This is a genomic window from Streptomyces sp. SID3212, from assembly GCF_009865405.1.
Lineage (GTDB): Bacteria > Actinomycetota > Actinomycetes > Streptomycetales > Streptomycetaceae > Streptomyces.
This window is the reverse complement of sequence record NZ_WWJY01001233.1, coordinates 1-229: the sequence shown is the minus strand read 5'-3', so window position 1 is coordinate 229 and position 229 is coordinate 1. Positions and strand designations below refer to the sequence as shown.

General features: G+C 83.8%; 1 pseudogene. It reads left to right on the top strand.

Annotation, left to right across the window (positions count from 1 at the left end):
* Positions 1-229: pseudogene (locus tag GT042_RS39750) on the top strand (hypothetical protein); the annotation flags it as partial.

Genomic DNA, 229 nt, shown 5'->3' with positions numbered 1-229 from the left:
CCTCGACACCGGGGGCGGTCCGCGCCCCGGAGCGGGGGGCAACGCCTTCACCCCGGGCGGGACGACGCCGCCGGGCGGTTTCCGGCCGGCCGGGGACGGGCCCAGCGGCCCGACCACGGGACCGGTCACGGGCAGTTCGCCGCTGACCACCCCGCCCTCGGCCTTCACCCCGCCGGGGACCGGCCGGGGCGCCCCCGGCGGCGGGCAGGGTCCCGGCGCGTTCGGCGGG